At 60.8% G+C, this 14,447-nt stretch carries 16 protein-coding genes; 6 read left to right on the top strand and 10 right to left on the bottom strand.

Going from position 1 to position 14,447, the window contains the following annotated elements:
• Positions 1-14 precede the first annotated feature (14 nt).
• The 5 genes from AFIDRAFT_RS03040 to AFIDRAFT_RS03020 form a co-directional block, all read right to left on the bottom strand.
• Positions 15-1,280 (bottom strand): CpaE/TadZ family protein, encoded by a 1,266-nt coding sequence (locus tag AFIDRAFT_RS03040; RefSeq protein ID WP_009337611.1) that lies wholly within the window; start codon positions 1,278-1,280, stop codon positions 15-17.
• Positions 1,277-2,017 carry a CpaD family pilus assembly protein gene (locus tag AFIDRAFT_RS03035; RefSeq protein ID WP_009337610.1) on the bottom strand — a complete coding sequence of 247 codons (741 nt, stop codon included), beginning with the start codon at positions 2,015-2,017 and terminating at the stop codon, positions 1,277-1,279. The genes AFIDRAFT_RS03040 and AFIDRAFT_RS03035 overlap by 4 nt, the downstream gene beginning before the upstream one ends.
• A gap of 20 nt (positions 2,018-2,037) precedes the next feature.
• The gene (locus AFIDRAFT_RS03030; protein WP_040298004.1) at positions 2,038-3,492 is read right to left on the bottom strand and encodes a type II and III secretion system protein family protein; all 1,455 of its coding nucleotides are present in this window, start codon (positions 3,490-3,492) and stop codon (positions 2,038-2,040) included.
• 133 nt (positions 3,493-3,625) lie between these two features.
• Entirely contained in the window at positions 3,626-4,150 is a 525-nt protein-coding gene (locus tag AFIDRAFT_RS03025; protein WP_009337608.1) for an A24 family peptidase, read from the bottom strand.
• A 289-nt stretch (positions 4,151-4,439) separates the two neighbouring features.
• On the bottom strand, positions 4,440-4,610 hold the full coding sequence (locus AFIDRAFT_RS03020; protein ID WP_009337607.1) for a Flp family type IVb pilin: 171 nt from the start codon (positions 4,608-4,610) through the stop codon (positions 4,440-4,442).
• Positions 4,611-4,975: 365 nt separating this feature from the next.
• Here AFIDRAFT_RS03020 and cpaB point away from each other — a divergent pair, with 365 nt between their 5' ends.
• From cpaB to AFIDRAFT_RS03005, 3 genes are all read left to right on the top strand, one after another.
• A complete protein-coding gene (cpaB, locus tag AFIDRAFT_RS03015; RefSeq protein ID WP_009337605.1) occupies positions 4,976-5,797 on the top strand; it encodes a Flp pilus assembly protein CpaB in 822 nt (273 codons plus the stop codon).
• 147 nt (positions 5,798-5,944) lie between these two features.
• The gene (locus AFIDRAFT_RS03010; protein ID WP_009337604.1) at positions 5,945-6,490 is read left to right on the top strand and encodes a TadE/TadG family type IV pilus assembly protein; all 546 of its coding nucleotides are present in this window, start codon (positions 5,945-5,947) and stop codon (positions 6,488-6,490) included.
• 20 nt (positions 6,491-6,510) lie between these two features.
• Positions 6,511-7,095 carry a TadE/TadG family type IV pilus assembly protein gene (locus tag AFIDRAFT_RS03005; RefSeq protein ID WP_009337603.1) on the top strand — a complete coding sequence of 195 codons (585 nt, stop codon included), beginning with the start codon at positions 6,511-6,513 and terminating at the stop codon, positions 7,093-7,095.
• 120 nt (positions 7,096-7,215) lie between these two features.
• Here AFIDRAFT_RS03005 and AFIDRAFT_RS03000 read toward each other — a convergent pair whose 3' ends face one another.
• From AFIDRAFT_RS03000 to AFIDRAFT_RS02990, 3 genes are all read right to left on the bottom strand, one after another.
• Positions 7,216-7,428 (bottom strand): cold-shock protein, encoded by a 213-nt coding sequence (locus AFIDRAFT_RS03000; protein WP_002714433.1) that lies wholly within the window; start codon positions 7,426-7,428, stop codon positions 7,216-7,218.
• A gap of 221 nt (positions 7,429-7,649) precedes the next feature.
• Positions 7,650-7,931: a translation initiation factor IF-1 gene (gene infA, locus AFIDRAFT_RS02995; RefSeq protein ID WP_009337602.1), complete on the bottom strand. Its 282-nt coding sequence runs from the start codon at positions 7,929-7,931 to the stop codon at positions 7,650-7,652.
• An 18-nt stretch (positions 7,932-7,949) separates the two neighbouring features.
• Positions 7,950-9,479 (bottom strand): DEAD/DEAH box helicase, encoded by a 1,530-nt coding sequence (locus tag AFIDRAFT_RS02990; RefSeq protein ID WP_009337601.1) that lies wholly within the window; start codon positions 9,477-9,479, stop codon positions 7,950-7,952.
• A 797-nt stretch (positions 9,480-10,276) separates the two neighbouring features.
• Here AFIDRAFT_RS02990 and AFIDRAFT_RS02985 point away from each other — a divergent pair.
• Entirely contained in the window at positions 10,277-11,917 is a 1,641-nt protein-coding gene (locus AFIDRAFT_RS02985; protein ID WP_009337599.1) for a CHASE domain-containing protein, read from the top strand.
• A gap of 105 nt (positions 11,918-12,022) precedes the next feature.
• On the opposite strand, the gene AFIDRAFT_RS02980 is transcribed toward AFIDRAFT_RS02985, so the two are convergent.
• Together AFIDRAFT_RS02980 and AFIDRAFT_RS02975 are read right to left on the bottom strand one after the other, a co-directional pair.
• A complete protein-coding gene (locus AFIDRAFT_RS02980; RefSeq protein WP_002718381.1) occupies positions 12,023-12,571 on the bottom strand; it encodes a sigma-70 family RNA polymerase sigma factor in 549 nt (182 codons plus the stop codon).
• Positions 12,571-12,792 (bottom strand): NepR family anti-sigma factor, encoded by a 222-nt coding sequence (locus AFIDRAFT_RS02975; protein ID WP_009337596.1) that lies wholly within the window; start codon positions 12,790-12,792, stop codon positions 12,571-12,573. The genes AFIDRAFT_RS02980 and AFIDRAFT_RS02975 overlap by 1 nt, the downstream gene beginning before the upstream one ends.
• A gap of 220 nt (positions 12,793-13,012) precedes the next feature.
• Between AFIDRAFT_RS02975 and AFIDRAFT_RS02970 the strand changes: the two genes are divergently transcribed.
• Positions 13,013-13,813: a response regulator gene (locus tag AFIDRAFT_RS02970; RefSeq protein WP_009337594.1), complete on the top strand. Its 801-nt coding sequence runs from the start codon at positions 13,013-13,015 to the stop codon at positions 13,811-13,813.
• A 200-nt stretch (positions 13,814-14,013) separates the two neighbouring features.
• Positions 14,014-14,412 carry a hypothetical protein gene (locus AFIDRAFT_RS02965; RefSeq protein ID WP_009337592.1) on the top strand — a complete coding sequence of 133 codons (399 nt, stop codon included), beginning with the start codon at positions 14,014-14,016 and terminating at the stop codon, positions 14,410-14,412.
• The last annotated feature ends 35 nt before the right edge of the window (positions 14,413-14,447 follow it).

Genomic DNA, 14,447 nt, shown 5'->3' with positions numbered 1-14,447 from the left:
TACCTCAAGCCAGATTACTTCCGGCGCAACTTTCCGAGAAGGGGGGCTAAAAATGAGTGACCTGATTTCTTGGAGTCGCCGCGGCCGGTGAGGCGCTGCGCGATCTGCAGGAACATTTCGGCGGTCCGGTGATTGGCCGAGATTTCCGCGATCATTTGACCGTTGTTAGCGGCGGACCCGAAAATCTGCGGTTCGAACGGAATCGAAACGATCGGGTCGTTCTCGATCGCCTTGGCAAATTCTCCGGCCTTGATCTCGGGTCGCTTCGGAATCCCGACCTGATTGAGGCAATAGATCGGCGCGCGGTCGTTCGGGCGGGCGGCCTTCAGCGTGTCGAACATGTTCTTGGTGTTGCGCAGATTGGCGAGGTCCGGCGCAGCCACGATCAGGATGTCGTCGGCTCCAACAAGTGCGCGCTTAGTCCAGCCGGACCACTGATGCGGAACGTCCAGGACGATGCAGGGCATGGTGGTGCGCAGCGTGTCGAAGATCGCGTCAAAGGCGTCGTTGCCGAAATCATAGACCCGGTCGAGCGTGGCGGGTGCTGCGAGCAGGTTGAGGTGGTCCGTGCATTTCGACAGCAGGCGATCGAGGAAGGCGGTGTCGACGCGATCCGGCGAGAACACAGCATCGGCGATACCCTGCGGCGGGTCCTGATTGTAGTCGAGCCCGGCCGTGCCGAAGGCGAGGTCGAGGTCCGCAACCACTGCATCCAGCGCCAGGTCGCGGGCGATCGCCCAGGCGACATTGTGAGCGATGGTGGAGGCGCCAACGCCGCCCTTGGCGCCGACGACGGCGATGATGCGGCCGACGGCCTTGGCTTCCGGGGTCGTGAACAGGTTGCAGACCGAGCGCACGATATCGAGCGGGCCGACAGGCGAGATCACGTAATCGCTGACGCCACGTCGCACGAGTTCGCGATAGAGCGTGACGTCGTTGATGCGGCCGATGACGACAACGCGCGTGCCTGCGTCGCAAACCGCTGCAAGCTGGTCGAGGCCGGACAGGATTCCCGTCTCGCTCTCGGTCTCGAGAAGAATGACGTTGGGTGTTGGCGCTGTGCGATAGGCCTCGATCGCGGCGGCCATGCCTCCCATCTGAATCTTGAGATGTGCCTTGGCCAGCCGCCGGTCTTCGCACGCTGCCTGCACGGCAGCGGCGGTCTCGACGGTTTCGCAGAACGCCTGCACGGACACGCGCGGCGCAGGAGCGATATGCTCCTCCACCGCCGCCTGACTGGTCTCGTCGTTCTGCTCGCCCTGACGCGCGTAACTGATCATTTGCCTACCGTGCTGAGTTTGGCTTTTTCGGCCTCGGGGTAATCGGTCGCGGTCGTCTGTCCGTTGCGATACTTGGCGAAAGCTTCGGTGCGGCGCGCCGAATTCGGCGGGGTCTCCGCGCGCGGTTGAACGAGATCTGCCGGATTGGCGACCATCGCGGCCATGTTGCGCTGATAGGCGCAGCCGAAATTCTGGTAGGACCGGTTCTCGAAATAGGACTTGTTCTTGACCGAGGGGCCAAGATCTTCCGGCCAGAGTCCGCAGGGGCCGGCATCTGCGATGATTCGCGCATAACGCACGCGAACCGGCGCGAATTGGCGCGGATCGTTCGGGTGATAGGGCATGACCCTGATCCCTTTCGGCGGAATGCCGGCGGCGGCCAGAATGTTCTGGATGTCGCGAACCGTCACGCTTGCGGCCTGCGCGTTCGGCGTGCCGGTCGGAACGTCGATCGTAATGGCCCCGGTGCCTTCGCTGAGCCACGCCTGGGAGAGTCCGACGATATCGGCGCGCTGCGCCGTCGTCAGTCCGCCACGCGCATGGCCGACAAAAATCTCCGTCGTCTTGCTGGCTTCCTGAATGACGATCGGGTGGCGCAGCCGGTAGTCGTCGGGTAGCGAGCCGGTCACGATCCCGGCTTCCTGGCTGTGCATGCACCCGCCGAGCATGGTGACGCTCACCAGCGCCAGTGCGGCCATGGCCGTGGTGGAGGAGAGGTTGGATACGCGTTTGCTCATGATCGAAATCCTGTCCAACCTTAATCGGTGATGAAGCCGTACTTGCCGCGATAGCTGCTGCTGGCCTGGCCTTCGCGGCGCGGCACACCATAGATGCGGGTGATGTTGCCGAGCAGGACGGTCTGCGGGTCCGATGCTGAAGCGAAACCATCGTCAGGCCGCGACAGATCCTTCTGTGCCACGGCGCGCACCACGTAGGGGGTCACCAGCACCATCAGTTCGGTCTGGTTGTTGATGAAATCGCGGCTGCGGAACAGCGTGCCGAGCACCGGCAGCTGCGCGAGGCCCGGCAGGCCGTTGATCGCCTGCTTGGTCTGCTCCTGGATGAGGCCGGCCATCGCCATCGAGCCGCCCGAGGGAATTTCGAGCGTGGTTTCGGCGCGGCGGGTTTTAATGGAAGGAATCGTCATGCCGCTGACCGTGAGCGAATTGTCGTTCGATATTTCCGAGACTTCGGTCATGACCCGCAGACTGATCCGGCCTTCGGTCAGCACGACCGGTGTGAAGTTCAGTGAGATGCCGAATTTCTTGAAGGCGATGGAAGGCTGGCAATTGCTGGAGGTGCCGGCTGCCGTTTGGCAGGTGATGCCGGTGGGAATCGGGAATTCGCCGCCCGCGATGAACGTGGCGCTTTCACCGGAAATAGCGGTCAAATTCGGCTCTGCGAGGGTGCGGACCACGCCTGCGCTTTCCATCGCACGCAATGTCGCTTTCACCGAAGGCGCGGAGCCGAACGACGTGGAAATCGCATTATCGGGCGCCAGCGCGTGGCCGAGCGCGCTGAACTGGTTGGCATTGTTGAAATCCACCACGGCCGTGCCGTAGCTGAATTTACCGCTCAGATCGACGCCGAGCTGTTTGACGATGTTGCGCTGGACTTCGGCGACGGTGACTTTCAGCATCACCTGGTCGCGGCCGCGAACCGTTATGTTGTTGACGACGAGATCGTTGGCCTTGGAGGGACCGCCGATCAGGCGCGCGGCGAGTTCGTAAGCCTGCTGCGCTTCGGCCTGGTTGGCGGCGCTGCCGGTCAGCACCACGCCATCGCCCAGGCCTTCGACCTGGATGTCGGATTGTGGCAAGGCCTGATGGATCGCGGTGCGGATACCGTTGAGATCACGGGTCACGGCAACGTCGTATGCGGCCATCTGTTGGCCGTCGGCGTCGAAGAAGATGATGTTGGTCTGGCCGACGGCGGCGCCGATGATGTAGGCGCGCCGGGACGAGCGCACGACCGCGTTGGCGATTTTCGGGTCCGCCACCAGGACGTCCTTGACGTCGCGCGGCAGGTCGACGACCAGCGACTTGCTGATGCCGAGCCTCAGCGATCTTGCGTTCAACGAATCCGCGGATGCGGTACTGGCGGAGGCGACCTGGTAGTCCGTTGCCAGAACAGGCGAGAGGGATGAGTTAAGAATGAGAGCGGAGACGGCCACGAACGACAGAGCGCGGGCAATCAAGGGGGCGGTCTTCATACGCTTCACTTTCCACATCACGCGGCGACGGCTCTGTCGCTGTGAGGGGATTTGACCAGTTATTCGTCAAAGCATGGTTAATGAGGCGTATCTAAATCGGGTTAATGGAAGCTTTATCGCTCGCCGTCGCGGCTCACCGCATTGCGAGTTGGAACAGATCGACCGCCCTAGTCCAGTCCGTGTCCGGATAGATCAGAAGCGCCGCGGCGGCGAGGGCAATGCCGTAGGGGATGCCGGTGTCCTTGCCATGGAGTCTCACCAGCCAATCTTGACCCAGGAGCCAGGTCGGCAGCGTCCAGTTGCGGAACTGTAAGATCGCCAGGGTGAGAACGCCGCCCAGCACCGATGCGAGCAGAAGATAATCGAGCAGATAGCCGAATCCGAACCACAGCGCGGTAGCAGCCGCCACCTTGGCATCGCCGCCGCCGATCCAGCCGAACGCAAAGCAGGCAAAGGCAATTATGAGGACACTCAGCCCGGCGAGGGCATGCCAGCCGATCGCCTCCCAGCCCATTCCGGTGACGATGGCGAGAACGAAGAACCCCGCGATCAGCAGCAGCGACACGCGATTGGAAATGGTCATGGTGAGAAGGTCGCTGGCGGCGGCGAACGCCATGAGCGCGGGGAACAGGAACAGGCGCGCTAGATCCAGCAGCATAGAGTCTCGCAGATTTTCGGAGCGTTCGCGCGAAGACTAGGTGTCAGACGTGAACAATCACCAAACGCTTAGGATTCTGAAAGCAAGAATCGCGCAGGCCAAGCCGATCCCAGAGCAGATAAGCAATAGCCCTTCCAGATCGTGCGCAACCGCTTTGCGCTGGAATAGGCTCGCGCCCTGATGGCGTGGCGCCGGCTGGGCTTTCACGTCGAGGTCCTGCGTTGTCATGCGTTACGTGGACGCAAAAAGGCTTCGGTTTCCCGAAGCCTTTAGCTGCATCCTTGGAGGCTTACTGTGCGGTAAGCTTGCCGTTGATGGTTGTGAAAACGCCGTTCAGCGTGCTGCCGAGGGTCTGCACGGCGCCGATGATGACGACGGAAATGCCGGCGGCGATCAGCGCGTATTCGATAGCGGTGGCGCCGGATTCGTCCTTGACGAAGCGAGCGAGGAGGTTGGTCATTGGAGACTCCATAAATGTATTTACGTGGCTGTCTGTTTCAGTTGGTCCATCCGGAGCGGGTGGGCACCGAGGCCAAGCGCGAGACTAAAATCGAGGAATTGCATCGCAGTTAATTCGATTGCGGAAAGTCGCCTGTATCAGGCTCTTCTTGCACACGGTAAATGCGGCGTTAAACCAATGTATCGCATTTGAATGGCGCTGAATTGATGCATGAAAATTGAGAAAATAAGAGACGAAGTGTCGTTGGGAATTTCGTTGCGGCCAATGCATCATTGAATATTTGCAGTTCATTCATCAATTAACGTCAGATTTGCCATACCGGGTCGTCTTTAGGCCCCTGTACAGTTGCGTAAGAGAGTAAGCAGATGAACACCGCGCGTGTTGTGGTGCTGGCCATTGCCGTCAGCGCCGGTGGCGTTGCAGCCTTCCTCGCCAGTGGATCGGATCAGAAGCCGGCGCCCCGTGTCGCTGCTCCGGTGCCGCAACTGGAAACCACGGATGTGCTGGTGGCAAAGAGCGATATCCCGCTTGGCCAGACCATCACCGCCGATGACATGAAGTGGCAGTCCTGGCCCGCCGCGACGGCAAGCTCGAGCTTCGTCAAGAAGAGTGAACGCGCCGACGCTATCAAGGATATGACCGGTTCGATCGTGCGCTCGCCCTTCCTTGCCGGCGAACCGATCCGCGAAACCAAGCTGGTGAAGGCGAATGGCTCGGGCTTCATGGCGGCCATTTTGCCGAGCGGCATGCGGGCGATCTCGACGGAAATCTCGCCGGAAACCGGCGCTGGTGGCTTTATCCTGCCCAACGATCATGTCGATGTGTTGCTGTCCCGCCGCCAGAAGAGCCGTGAGGGAAATGGTGAGAGCGTCAGCTCGGAGATCATCCTGAGCGATGTGCGGGTCCTCGCGATCGACCAGACGGTCGAGGAAAAGAACGGCCAGAAGGTCGTCGTCGGCAAGACCGCGACGCTGGAGCTCAAGCCGGCCCAGGCAGAAACGCTGGCACGTTCCCGGCAGAGCGGAACGCTGTCGCTTGCCCTGCGCAGCCTCGTCGATGCCAATAAGCCCGGCAAGGTCGAGGACGCGAGCGACGAGAAACTGATTACGGTCTATCGGGGCGGCGGCGAGCGTGAAACCTATAATTGCTCGACGTCGTGCAAGAAGCGCAGCAGCGATGGCGGCTAACGCCGCTCTTTCACCGTTCCGGAAGAAACTGGTTACCATTTTCTTAACCGTGCCCCTTGCCTTGTCCGGATCGGGCGCAAGCATTCGACAATCTCTGTCGGTTAGTCTCGGCGGTAGCTATTTAATGGCCCGACTGAGGATAACACGATGCCCGCGCCGTCGCCGCGCACGCTGCACCTGAGGGATGTTTTCCGCCGCTTTGGTATGAACCGGAGGGGCAGCGCGGCGGTTCAATTTGCTATGGTCGCGCCGCTGTTTTTCGCATTGCTGTTCGCGATCGTCGAAGTCGCGATGATGTTCTTTGCCACGCAAGTTCTCGAAACAGGTACGCAGGACACCGCGCGCCTGCTTTTGACGCATCAGGCGCAAGACCAGCAGATGACTGCCGAACAGATTCACGACAATCTGTGCGGCAGGGTTCAATTCCTGCTGACATGCAGCGGCATCTACCTCGACGTGCGAGCCTATCCCGCCGGCGATGCTTTCACTGTGCCGACACTGTTTGATGGGGCAGGAAACGCCACCAACAATTTCACCTATCAGCCGCCGGCTGCAGGGAGCGCCAGCATTGTCGTGGTGCGGACGTTTTACAAATGGCCGCTCCTGATCACGAACCTCGGTTTCTCGCTGGCGAATATCGGATCTGACAAGCGGCTTATATCTTCGACGACGGCGTTTCGTGTCGAGCCATAGTGCGATCTGGAATCATGCGAATGTCGCTTTATCGAATGGCTGAACGGTTGAATGCGTGCAGGTTGGTGCGCGATGTACGCGCTGTAGCGGCCGTGGAGTTCGCCGTCATTCTCCCCATCGTTCTGATGCTGTTTTTCGGAACGATCGAAGTGTCGACTGGGGTTGCCGTCGACCGCAAGGTTATCATCCTGACGCGTACGCTGTCCGACTTGATTTCGCAGGCAACATCAATCACCGATACGGACATCAGCAATGCATTCAATATATCGTCTGCGGTGATGGCGCCTTATTCCAACGCTCCGGTGCAGGCAAAGATCTCGCAGGTTTTCATCGACACCAACGGGATCGCCAAGGTCAAGTGGAGCAAGGCGTCGAACACATCGGCGCGCGGCTGCAACGAGGTGGTGACCACGCTCGTCCCCAGCGGCATCGCTATCGGAGGCACCTATCTCATCATGAGCGAGGTGGCTTACGATTATACACCGGCTGCCGGAATGAACGGCGGGAGCTTCACGCCACCGACATTCCATTTGAGCGATAGAACCTTCACCCGCCCGCGGCAGACGGACTCGGTGGCTTATCCCTCAGCTCCGGTTTGTAACTGAGTGGAGCGCGATTCACGCGCGCCTCACAGGCCTCAAGTCATCAAGTTAAAAGCCGTCAAACTAAAAAGACCGCGCAGAGCGCGGCCTTAATAGATCACCGAAATATCGGCGAGATCGGTTTTAACCGGCCGCGCGAAGATTATCGGCAGACGACTTGCCCGAACGGCGATCGGCAACGATTTCGTAGCTGATCTTCTGGCCTTCGCGCAGCGTGCCGAGGCCAGCGCGTTCAACGGCGCTGATGTGGACGAACACGTCGTTGCCACCATCATCCGGCTGAATGAAGCCGTAGCCCTTGGTCGCGTTAAACCACTTCACTGTTCCCATGCTCACGTGGGTAGTTCCTCTCAAGTAGATGTCTAATAACCCGTGTCGCCACGGGTTGGTGAGATCGAAATTTGGAAGAGGTCGTCAGCGCTAACCGGCTATACCGGGGATAGCTATTGTCGTCCGGCCGAAATTCGATTGGGCGATATTATTCGAAAGAAGCCCCCAAAACAATCCTGCCCCCCGACGTTTTTGGGAGGCAGGTTTCAGGGTATGCAAAAGGGCGGTCAGCGGCGGCGGAATTGACCACCGCGCGGCGCCGTGGGGCGCGGCGCGCCGGCCGGGCGCTCGTCCTTGTGGCGGAAAATCAGGCGGCCCTTTTCCAGATCGTAGGGTGACATTTCGATTGTCACGCGATCGCCCGCCAGGGTCTTGATGCGGTTCTTCTTCATTTTGCCTGCAGTGTAGGCAACGATTTCATGCCCGGCATCCAACTGGACGCGATAGCGCGCGTCGGGGAGGATTTCGGTCACCAATCCCTCAAATTGGATCAGTTCTTCTTTGGCCATAAACGTCTCCGGATCAGTTCAGCGCTGCGGGCGCCGATTGCGATTAGGTTGTGATGCGGTGCGCGCAGGTGCGCTGCCACGGTGGAGGAAGGCGACGCCCTGTATACCGCTTGCCTGGCCGGCTTGCGACGGCCGAGTTCGTTCATGTTTCCCCTGTTCGGCGCGGGGAGTGGCTGCCGGATCGTGATGGGAGCCGGGGTTCGCGCCGGGACTGACACCATGGCCGGGATGCCGCCGCCGGCGCTGCGGCCCGCGGGATCCGGGGGCGCCATCGGCATGGGAGTGGTCGGACGCCTCAAAAGATCGCCCCTTGCCGTGTCCCTGGTTACCGCGCCCCTTGCCTTGTCCCTGATGTCCTTGGCCGCCGCCGCGATGGTTCTTGCGCGGCTGTGCGGGGGGCTGACTTGGAGTTTCGTGTTTGCCGGTACGCCGGTCCTCGCGGGGAAGGGTCACGCGGATCAACCGCTCGATGTCGCGCAGGTAAGTATTTTCCTCACCCGCCACGAGCGAGATCGCGGTGCCGTCGGCACCTGCGCGCGCCGTGCGGCCGATGCGGTGGACGTAGGTTTCCGGGATGTTCGGCAGGTCGAAATTGAAGACATGGGTGATGCCGTCGACGTCGATGCCACGAGCGGCGATGTCAGTCGCGACCAGCGTGCGGATGTCGCCATTGCGGAACGAGGCCAGCACGCGCTCGCGATGGTTCTGCGATTTGTTGCCGTGGATCGCCTCCGAGGGGATCCCGGCCTTGACGAGACCGCGCACGACCTTGTCGGCGCCGTGCTTGGTGCGGGTGAACACCAGCGCCCGGTTGACCGGCTCTGATTTCAGCAGTTCCGAAAGCGTGGCCGGCTTGGCGCTGTGATCGAGCTGGATGATGCGCTGGGTGATGCGCTCGGCGGTGGAGGACACCGGCGTGACCGCGACGCGCGCCGGATCGCGCAGCATGTGCTCGGCGAGTTCGGCGATGTCCTTGGGCATGGTGGCCGAGAAGAACAGCGTCTGGCGCTTTACGGGCAGCTTGGCGACGATTTTGCGGATGTCGTTGATGAAGCCCATGTCGAGCATGCGGTCGGCTTCGTCGAGGACGAGAAACTCGACCTGGTTGAGCCTGACGGCATTGCCCTGAACGAGGTCGAGCAGGCGGCCGGGAGTTGCCACCAGCACCTCGACGCCCTGCATCATGGCGCGGACCTGACGGCCCATCGGCACGCCGCCGATGGCGAGCGCCGCGCTCAGCCGCAGATGGCGGCCATAGGCGTTGAAGCTGTCGAGAATCTGTCCGGACAATTCGCGGGTCGGGCTGAGAACCAGAACGCGGCAGGTCTTGGGCTGCGGACGGACCCTGTTCTCCAGAAGGCGATGCAGGATCGGCAGCGCGAACGAGGCGGTCTTGCCGGTGCCGGTCTGGGCGATGCCGACGACGTCGCGCCCGGTGATCGCGATCGGGATGGTCTGGGCCTGGATGGGGGTGGGGGTGACGTAATTCTCTTCGCGGAGGGCGCGTGAGATGGGATCGGCGAGGCCGAAATCCTGAAAGGAGGTCAAGTGAAGCTTTCTGTATGAATCAAAGGGCGAGCCCGGCGGTCTTCTTGGACCTCGGGGGCGCTCGGGTGTCGGAGACACCCGCGTGTTTGGGGCGTCGGTTCGGTTAGCTGAAAGAAGGCAAGCCAGAAACCGTAAACGGATCCGAACACGCGGCTCGCAAAGACCTGACGATTCTCAAGGTCGTGGGCAAGGCTATGAAGCACGAAGACGGCGCTTTCAAGGTTAAAATCAAGCGAACGCGGCGGAATGTTCCGCCCCTGGGCGGCCCATTGGGGCCCTCGCTGTCCCCAACCGCATGATCCAATAGGCTAATCCCCCTCTTTGGACGGAACGCTCGAAAGGGTCGCCCGTTGAGCATGCATGTGGCTGAGGGTCCAAAAGAAATCCATAGATTACGGCGACTTCTTACTCGCCATGATCCTGCTTGGGCTGTTCATCATCGTGGCTGGGCTCATGACGGTTGTCATGCATTGATTTTGCTGGCTTTTTTGTCGAAGTCTTAACCAATCGGCTGTCGCGCTTCCGGAACGGAGTTGCCAGCCCCGAGGACAATGCCGGGAGTCAGCAGCGCGTGGTCGATGGCGGTTTGCGGGGTTGGGTGGCAGGAACTATTGGCCAGGGTGTGGCTTGACGTTCTTTCGGTTTGCCGGCTCCGCGTCAGTAAGTTTCGATAGACGGTTCATTGTTACTTTGGATTGGCCCGGCCGCGCTGGGCCGTTTTTTATCTGCCCTGAATCCGGAGGAGTTGCAGTCATCTTGAAGTGTCTTCGGCAAATCCTTGTACCGAGTCGATAAGCGTGCTCCGGGTTGGTTTTTTCATCGGGCTTCTCGCCATCATCGGGATACTGGTCTCCGGGCTGGTGTCCTATCGTATCTATGAGCAGGAAGGCGTCATCGACCGCGCCGCGCTGACGCGCCAGATTGATGCCCATGCCGGTCTCGTTCAGGAACGGTTGAGCGAACGCGAGGTTCTGGCGCGCGTGTCGGCCGGCGCTTTCCAGCCCTCGACGGCGATTTCCTCGAACGCGTTGCAGCCGCTGCGTCCCTCGATCTACACCTTCAAGACCAATTTCGTGGTGACGGGCTGGATCGCGCATTTGATGCCGTCCGATTTCCCGCTCGCCGAAGCTGAATTGAAAAGAGCCGGTTTCCAAAATCCGCAGATTCGGAATTTCAACGATGCGCCGCTCGACGCCGCCGCGGCGGCGAAAGGCGTCGATGTGCTGATGGATGTCGAGCCGCAGGACGACAACACGTTGAAGCTGCCGGGCCGTGCTTACGACCAGCATCCGGTGATCGGGCCTACGCTGGCGAAGGCAGCCGAAACAGGTGAGCCGGAAGCATCCGATCCGCTGATTTTGTCGCCGGTGGGTGGCTCCTTGGGTGTGGTTTTGGCCGTGCCGGTTGTGAAGCAGGGTACGAAATCCCCGATCGGCTTCATCACCACGTCATACCGGCTGTCGCTGATGCTCGGAAATGACGATCTTTCGCTGTTTTCCGTGGCGCTGCGGGATCCCCGCGCCAAGGGCGGCGAACTCGTGCTCGATAATAACGGCGAGGTGGTGACGGCGGCGGCACGACCGGAAGAAAACCGGCCCGAGGTTCGCAAGATCCTGTTTGGCGGCCGGCAGTGGGCGCTGGACTATTATCCCAAGACCGACACCATGCAGCGTGCGCTCAATCATGCTTTTGTTGCTGGCCTGATCGGCCTCGCGGTGACGGTCGTGCTGTGTTCGCTGTTCGGCTACGTCTCTTACAACAACGTGCGCCTCAGCCGGGAAATCCAGACCCGGATCGGGTTCGAGCGCAGGCTCACGGCGGTGATCGACGAGCTCAATCATCGCGTCAAGAATATCCTCGCGGTGATCCAGTCGATCGTGACGCGAACATTGCGCCATGGCTCCGACATCGACAGTGCGCGCGAACTGCTGATCGGCCGCATTCATGCGATGTCGAATGTCGTCACGCTGCTGAGCGACAGTCAGTGGCAGGGCGTGAAACTCAAGGGTTTGTTCGATTCACGCGCGATTCCGCACGGCGACCGCATTGCGCTCGATGGGCCCGACATCACGGTTTCGGCGCGCGCGGCGCAGAGCCTGTCGCTGCTGTTTTTCGAACTGGCCTCGCATTCGGACGAGGGGCTGTCGCTGGTCGGCAAGCATCCGCATATCGTGGCGAACTGGACGGTCTCCGGCGAGGAGCCACATGCGATTTTCAAATTCCACTGGGAGGAATTCAACACCAGTGTTGCGACGCGCCGGCCTGAGAGTGATTTCGGTATCGTGCTGCTCGACCGCGTCGCCCCCGAGGCGCTCGGTGGTACCTCGAAGCGATACTTCACCGATGTCAGCTATGTCTATGAACTGACCGCGCCGATGGCGACGGTGGTGGACGAGAACGAAATGAACCGGACGGGCTATATCTCGCGCGCGACCTGAGGGCGGCTCCATCATGTCCGCCGGATATCCGGATCAGGGCTGGAAATAACAACGGGACGCCAGAGGGCGCCCCGTTGTCCTGTTCGATACAGGAGACAACAGCGATCAGTTGCCGCTGCCACCGATCACGGCGCGGACCGTGCTGTCAGGCCCGAAATCCTCCGTGCCGTCGACATACAGCATGGCGCTGAGCTTCGAGCGCGCCCGGTTGACACGGCTTTTGATGGTGCCGACCGCGCATCCGCAGATGGCCGCCGCATCCTCATAGGAAAAGCCTGAAGCGCCGACGAGGATGAGGGCCTCACGCTGGTCCTGCGGAAGTTTTTCGAGTGCTGCGCGAAACTCCTCGAATTCGAGATGCGAGCTTTGCGCGGGTTGCGACTTCAGCGTCTTGGAGTAGCTGCCCTCGGCATCCTCCACCTCGCGCCGCCGTTTGCGATAATCGGAGCGAAACAGATTGCGCAGGATCGTGAACAGCCAGGCAGGCAGATTCGAGCCGGGCTGAAACGAGTCGATATTGGCGAGCGCACGCAGCAACGTTTCCTGCACCAGATCGTCGGCACGATCGCTCTTTCCGCTGAGCGAAATCGCGAAGGCGCGGAGACTCGGCACAGACGCGAGGATTTCGTCGCGAAGAGAATCTGTGAGAGGCATCAATCCCTCCCGATACTGTTTTGCGGCAGGCCCTCACCGTCGGTCCCAGGCGGTTCGCCGGCGTCCAGTTTGCGGATCAGATCGGCGAAGCGATCCGGCACTCCCTGTTTGACGACATCGTCGTACATGGCGCGGAGCTGGTGGCCGATCCGGGCCTGGATTTCTGCATTGAGGCCGCTTTTGGGGGCCGGCTTGCTGGGAAGCGGCTTGGGGTCTTTCATGGTTGAATCCATGCTGTCGCCATGGGTTAACTCCTTCAAGGAGAATGCTTTTTTTACCGGCCGGATAGTCTGCAGGCCATTCTCCGAACTTTAATGCGGTTCAAACCAGAAAGTTCCGAGAGAAGGGAACTTTAATCGCGCTCGGGGGTAGATAGGGACACGGCTTCCGGGACATAGTCTCGATCGCCTGCAGCCACGATATCGATTTTATGGAGGGGGTATGTCCCGTTCTCAGCTTGTTGCTGAACATTTGCCCTTGTTGCGCCGGTACGCCCGCGCGCTGACAGGGAGCCAGGCGTCTGGAGATTCTTATGTCGGCGCGATGCTGGAGGCCCTGCTGCAGGATCCCTCTCTGCTGGATGAGAGCCATGGCCCTCGAGTCGGCCTGTTTCGCCTCTTTACCAAGATCTGGCATTCGGTTGCGTTGAATGACGAAGGCGAGCCTGTTCCTCTAGCCGCGTCGGAGCGGCGGCTCTCCAACATCACGCCCCTGGCGCGTCAGGCCTTTCTGCTGCTGTCCCTTGAAGGTTTCTCCGAGGAAGAAGTCAGTTTCATTCTCGATATCGATGTTGCGGAAGTTCGTGCGCTGACGGATACGGCGGGCCGCGAGCTTGCAGCCGAGATCGCGACTGACGTGCTCATCATCGAGGACGAGACATTCATCGCCATGGATCTCGAAAGTCTGGTGAAAAACCTCGGCCATAACGTCATCGGCGTCGCGCGCACTCACAGCGATGCGCTTTCGCTCGCGAAAACCAAGCGGCCGGGCCTGATCCTCGCCGATATCCAGCTCGCGGATGGCAGCTCGGGCCTCGATGCGGTGAACGAACTGCTGCGAACCTTCGAGGTGCCGGTGGTGTTCATCACCGCTTACCCGGAACGCTTCCTCACCGGCGAACGGCCAGAGCCAGCTTTCCTGATCTCGAAGCCGTTCCAGCCGGCGATGGTTTCGGCGGTGGCGAGCCAGGCGCTGTTCTTTCAGAGGAACTCACGCAATCGTAACCAGCGGGCGAGCGCCTGACGGGCGGGGCCTGACCACGTTCACGAAAAGCCCCGCTTAGCGGGGCTTTTTTCTTGGAGAAACGGGCACCTACCTCTTTTGGGGTACTGCACCTGCGCTCGATAGTCTTACCCCGCCAGATCTCTTGCCGGAACGAAGCCTTCCGGCAATCGTTATCTGATGCATCGTCTGTGGTGCGTTTAGTAAAAGCGACGACGACCATGTTTCAGTTGGCCTCAGGAATTTTGGGTGCTGCCGCAGCAACGCTGGCGTTCAGCACCGTGCATCTCGAAGTCCCCGCAAAGGGCGATCAGCGGCAGCCGTCTGCGATTGTGCGGGCCGATGCGGGGCCTCAGATCGAACGCGCAGGCAAAGGCGACCGTCTCACAACGCCATCCGTGCCAGGGCCGAACCTCACTGTTTCTTTCCAGCTGCCGGGTGCCGATAGTTCGGTGATGATGCGCGTTCCGTTGCCTGCGGGCGGTTCTGCGACAGACCATATCGCGCCCCCTCCGGTGGACCGGGCTTCGACGGGTAAACGCATGGTGGCATGCGAGCCGTCCGTCAGTGTGCTGACGCCGGTCGCGAAGCTGCTGCAACCCTCCCGCTGCATCACCTGACGTGCCATTGAAGCAGTGGACTTGCACTTGCACCG

This window comes from Afipia sp. 1NLS2 (genome assembly GCF_000178995.1).
Classification (GTDB): domain Bacteria; phylum Pseudomonadota; class Alphaproteobacteria; order Rhizobiales; family Xanthobacteraceae; genus Afipia.
The sequence above is the reverse complement of the archived record's forward strand: the minus strand, read 5'-3'. Positions and strand labels throughout refer to the sequence as shown.

Coding starts and splice junctions, on each gene's coding strand:
- AFIDRAFT_RS03040 (WP_009337611.1), bottom strand. CDS start 1,280: ATGATCAGTTACGCGCGTCAGGGCGAGCAGAACGACGAGACCAGTCAG.
- AFIDRAFT_RS03035 (WP_009337610.1), bottom strand. CDS start 2,017: ATGAGCAAACGCGTATCCAACCTCTCCTCCACCACGGCCATGGCCGCA.
- AFIDRAFT_RS03030 (WP_040298004.1), bottom strand. CDS start 3,492: ATGAAGACCGCCCCCTTGATTGCCCGCGCTCTGTCGTTCGTGGCCGTC.
- AFIDRAFT_RS03025 (WP_009337608.1), bottom strand. CDS start 4,150: ATGCTGCTGGATCTAGCGCGCCTGTTCCTGTTCCCCGCGCTCATGGCG.
- AFIDRAFT_RS03020 (WP_009337607.1), bottom strand. CDS start 4,610: ATGACCAACCTCCTCGCTCGCTTCGTCAAGGACGAATCCGGCGCCACC.
- cpaB (WP_009337605.1), top strand. CDS start 4,976: ATGAACACCGCGCGTGTTGTGGTGCTGGCCATTGCCGTCAGCGCCGGT.
- AFIDRAFT_RS03010 (WP_009337604.1), top strand. CDS start 5,945: ATGCCCGCGCCGTCGCCGCGCACGCTGCACCTGAGGGATGTTTTCCGC.
- AFIDRAFT_RS03005 (WP_009337603.1), top strand. CDS start 6,511: ATGTCGCTTTATCGAATGGCTGAACGGTTGAATGCGTGCAGGTTGGTG.
- infA (WP_009337602.1), bottom strand. CDS start 7,931: ATGGCCAAAGAAGAACTGATCCAATTTGAGGGATTGGTGACCGAAATC.
- AFIDRAFT_RS02980 (WP_002718381.1), bottom strand. CDS start 12,571: ATGCCTCTCACAGATTCTCTTCGCGACGAAATCCTCGCGTCTGTGCCG.
- AFIDRAFT_RS02975 (WP_009337596.1), bottom strand. CDS start 12,792: ATGAAAGACCCCAAGCCGCTTCCCAGCAAGCCGGCCCCCAAAAGCGGC.
- AFIDRAFT_RS02970 (WP_009337594.1), top strand. CDS start 13,013: ATGTCCCGTTCTCAGCTTGTTGCTGAACATTTGCCCTTGTTGCGCCGG.
- AFIDRAFT_RS02965 (WP_009337592.1), top strand. CDS start 14,014: ATGTTTCAGTTGGCCTCAGGAATTTTGGGTGCTGCCGCAGCAACGCTG.